This is a genomic window from Streptomyces sp. NPDC003016, assembly GCF_053591455.1.
Genome location: NZ_JBSFTV010000093.1, coordinates 1 through 3,906 on the forward strand (window position 1 = coordinate 1; position 3,906 = coordinate 3,906).

The 3,906-nt window shown below is 67.8% G+C and carries 4 protein-coding genes; 1 reads left to right on the plus strand and 3 read right to left on the minus strand.

Features of this window, described 5'->3' with window-relative positions:
• Window positions 1-223: 223 nt before the first annotated feature.
• Together ACWDZ4_RS34965 and ACWDZ4_RS34970 are read right to left on the minus strand one after the other, a co-directional pair.
• Window positions 224-550 (minus strand): ATP-binding protein, encoded by a 327-nt coding sequence (locus tag ACWDZ4_RS34965; RefSeq protein WP_451512412.1) that lies wholly within the window; start codon window positions 548-550, stop codon window positions 224-226.
• A gap of 197 nt (window positions 551-747) precedes the next feature.
• A complete protein-coding gene (locus ACWDZ4_RS34970; protein WP_451512413.1) occupies window positions 748-951 on the minus strand; it encodes a hypothetical protein in 204 nt (67 codons plus the stop codon).
• A gap of 1,124 nt (window positions 952-2,075) precedes the next feature.
• Here ACWDZ4_RS34970 and ACWDZ4_RS34975 point away from each other — a divergent pair.
• Window positions 2,076-2,813 (plus strand): GAF and ANTAR domain-containing protein, encoded by a 738-nt coding sequence (locus tag ACWDZ4_RS34975; RefSeq protein WP_451512414.1) that lies wholly within the window; start codon window positions 2,076-2,078, stop codon window positions 2,811-2,813.
• A 103-nt stretch (window positions 2,814-2,916) separates the two neighbouring features.
• Here the strand turns inward: ACWDZ4_RS34975 and ACWDZ4_RS34980 are convergent.
• The coding region (locus tag ACWDZ4_RS34980) for a PP2C family protein-serine/threonine phosphatase (protein ID WP_451512415.1) at window positions 2,917-3,906 on the minus strand (990 nt) is incomplete at its 5' end.

A 3,906-nucleotide genomic window follows, 5' to 3' on the forward strand; every position in this document is an offset into this window, starting at 1 on the left:
TGGAGATGTCGCAATCCACACCGAACCCGGAAGGCCCTCACTCGTTCAAGATCCCCCAGCCGTGATCGCCGTCACCAACCTCCATGGACAGAACACCTAGCCAACCGCAGGTTCGACGGCGATCCAGGCTGTGATCCGTTTGCCAATGGGCTCGCGCCGTGCCTCGACGCCTTCGCACATGACGGTGACGAGCTCCAGGCCGTGCCTGCCGATCCGGCCCGGATCAGGCGCACGCCACCGGCAGGGACGGATTCGTGTCCCACACCATGATCTCCAAGACCGGCCCGGCCAGCTCGACGTGCACCGCACAGAGCCCCGGCGCGTACCTGCACACATTGGTCACCAGCTCGCTTACGACCAGCTCAGCCACGCCGGCCGCCAGTGCGCAGATCTCAATCCGGTGTTTCCGGTGCAGCTGGGTCAGGAAGCCGGTGACTAACCGCCGGGCGTTCCCCATCGACTCAAGGTTCCCGTCATACGCCACGCCAGCCCACGCAACCGGGCCTTCAACAACCGGATCTTCCCGACCACGAAGTGCCACCTCATCCACCCTTTGCGCTCCCGCGCCCGCACACCCGCCGCCGGAAGCGACAGCAGCGCGTTTACCCTCTCTTTGCCATGGCATCCCCGCAAACGGCTCGCCAGGCTCATCGTGGAAAGGGTGCTTCGCCGCGGCTCACTGCCGAACCCCCGACGAAGCCCGGCATACAGTACGCGCCCATGCCGCGGTGAACGGCCAACCGGGTGTCACCCAGGGCGGCGCCTGGCGCGCGGTCCCCGGGGCAGGTCTTCGTTCAGGCGAGTGCGGAGCAGCAGGAGTGCTTCGGTGTCGGCCCGCTGGGCCAGTCGCTCGAGCAGCGCCCGGATACGCGGATCGTCACCGTCCCGCACGGCTTGCACGATCTCGCTGATCAGCGCCGGTACATCCGGTAATTCCTCTTCGGCGTTCATCGAAACCGGGTACCCAGCGCTGCCGGACCACCTGCGAGGGAACACCAGTGCGGCAGCTACGCGCCCCCCTCGCCGCAGCTGCCCAGGTCGGGCAGCTCAAGTAGTCCGCAGTCCGCAGTCCGCAGTCCGCGCAATCAAGGGCCAAGCCGTCGACAAGCTCCGCCGGCCTCCGCTCCCCGCCGCCGGCGGCACCGCCGAAGTCCGGCCAGGCTTGGAGCAGCCCCTCGCTGATACCGAGCGGTATTCCGTTGACACGAAGCCGGTACGGCGCCTGGTCGAGAAGATGGCCGCAGCCAGCGGACGCCTGTGGGCCAGATCGCACTGGAACTCGCCCCGGCGTTCCTACCCGTCCAGGAAGCCGCAGAGGCGGTGCTCGTACGGAACGCGGAAGACCTCGGGATCGATGATGGAAACCGTCCTTGCCGTACGCCGCTACCCACTCACCGGCGACCACCGCGCACTGGAAGACACTTGGCTCTGCCCACCGGCAACCTGTTGCGGCACACGGCTCGGGGCCGGCCGCTACTGCGGCCGGCCCCTGGAGGTGCACCATGTCCTGACCACTCACTCACCAGCCGTGTGCCCACACCAGACGTCCCTGAACACTCGAAGAAAAGTCCGGACCGTGACCCGAGTGCCGCCGGCGCTGTTGTGCCAGGCGACGCGCGCATGAATCCCCCCACGGCATGCACGCGCCACAGGGGCCCTGACCGCGCCTGGCCCAGGGCCCCGCTCCAACCCTTCACGCCCGCGCCGAACCGGTGGCGACGTGCCGGACCGGCAGAACCCCGGTGCTTCAGCATCGCAGGAAGCCAAAGATCCCGTTCTTCCTGCGCTACGCATCAACCGGGCCATTCGCCACCACACCAGCCTCAGCCTCAGCCTCAGCAAACGGTCCCTATTACCTCATATACCTCTTTTCCTGCCACTTCGGCACTGCACGAGGCAGGGTGAGTGCCATAGTGGGAAGTGACCGCCTCTTTTTTCTTCGCCTCGGTCATGAGGCCGGGGCGGTGGAGCGCTGGAGATATGCCCCTTCGAGCTGGAGCCCGGGGTCCCTGGCGGCAGGTTCTTGGCCGACTGAGGGCCGCCCCCGCCCTTGGTCCGAAGAATAGGGAGCCAGCGTGACTGGCGGAACGTTCGAACCACCGGATCTGACAGCGTTGCTACTTGATACGGACTCGCTGGACGGGTTCTTGTCTGCCCTGGCGGGCAGTGCACTGGCGCATACGCCGGCGGCTGAGGGCTGCGGCATCACTCTGGAGCGGCACGGCCGCCCTCTGACGGTGGCCAGCGCTGGTGACGGTGCGCTGCAGCTTGATGAGAAGCAGTACGGCCAGGACGACGGACCGTGTTTGCAGTCACTGCGCCGCAGCGAAGAAATCGTGGTCACGGACATGCTCAGCGAGCAGAGCTGGGGGGACTACCCGGCCTATGCGGCCGCGTGCGGGACACGCTCCTCTTTGTCACTGCCGATCGCGGTTCCCACTGATTCCGCTCACACGGCAGGGGCGCTGAATCTTTACTCGCCGAAGCCGGACGGCTTCGCGAACGCTGATCTTGTCTTCCTGCGGGGAGAGGCGGCCCGCGCCGCAGGGGCGATCGCGCTGGCGCAGCGGATCTCCGACGCGCAGGAGTTCGCCGAAGACCTGCAGAATGCGCTGAAGTCGCGCACGGTCATCGATCAGGCCATCGGCGTGATCATGGGCCAGCGCAAGTGCTCGGCCGATGAAGCCTTCGCCATCCTGCGGACCGCCTCTCAGCACCGCAACGTGAAACTGCGTGACCTGTGCACCGATCTGCTCACGGGCATCGCGGGGCGCCCGCCCCAGGAGGAACCGGGCCTGCGGCCCCGCCCCTGACGAACTCTCTCCGCACCGGGCCGCTGAGCGACGCGGTCGAAGGCAGATTCCGAGCCGTGTGTGGTCGGTCGGATACCAGGTCGGTTTTCGCAACGCAGCTCAGTCAGCGCTCACGGCCGACCCGGCCCGGCATGCCTTCGCCTTGGACTGATGTACCCCTCACCGAGCCGCCGCGCCATTCACACAGCAGGACGGTGGCATCGTCGTTGAGGCGTCCGTCGTGATGCTTGAGTACGGCGCGCACGAGCCTGCGCAGCGTTTCCGGGGCGGCCAGCCCGTCGGCCTGGTGGCGGATGACGAAGTCGACGAAGCGGTCGCGGCCGAACTCGTGCCCCCTGGCATCACGCGCTTCGATGATTCCGTCCGTGTAGAGCAGCAGCTGGTCGCCGGGCTCCAGTTGTTCCCGGCACAGGGTCACGGGAAGGCCGAGGTCGGTGCCCATGGGGTGGGTGGGGGTGCAGCCCAGGTGGGTGGTCCAGCGCCGGCCTCGGATGAGGACCGGCGGGTGGTGGCCGCAGTTGATCCAGGTCAGCACACCGGATTCCAGGTCGAGGTCGGCCAGCACGGCGGTCGCGTAGCGGGACTGGGCGAACTGCTCGATCAACGTGGCTTCGATGGCGTCGCGGGCCTCGGTCAGGCTGTTGCCCTGGCGTCGCTGGCTGCGGCAGGTGGCCATGGCCAGGTTCGCGGTCAGCCCGGCGGAGGTGTCGTGGCCCATGGCATCGAAGACCGCCAGGTGAACGGTGTCCCCGGCCAGCGCGTAGTCGAAGGCGTCACCCGCGGTGGCGTAGGCGGGCTCCATCGCCGCGGCGATGGTCACCCTCCTGTTCGCGAACGTCCGCGGCGGCATCAGCGTCCACTGCATCTCCGCGGAGACCGACATCGGGCTGATACGGGTGAGGCGGGCGTGGGAGTCGCTGTGATGCCGTTTGGAGACCAGCAGCAGGCCCACCAGCGACGCCAGGCCCTCCATCGTCGTCTGCGTGGGCTCGTCCGGCACGGCATCGGTTTCGACGCGGATCACGCCGAGGCGTTCGGTACCGTCCAGCACCGGCAGCCAGTGCTGGACCCGGCTGCCGACGGGTGCGGAGTG

Coding starts and splice junctions, on each gene's coding strand:
- ACWDZ4_RS34970 (WP_451512413.1), bottom strand. CDS start 951: ATGAACGCCGAAGAGGAATTACCGGATGTACCGGCGCTGATCAGCGAG.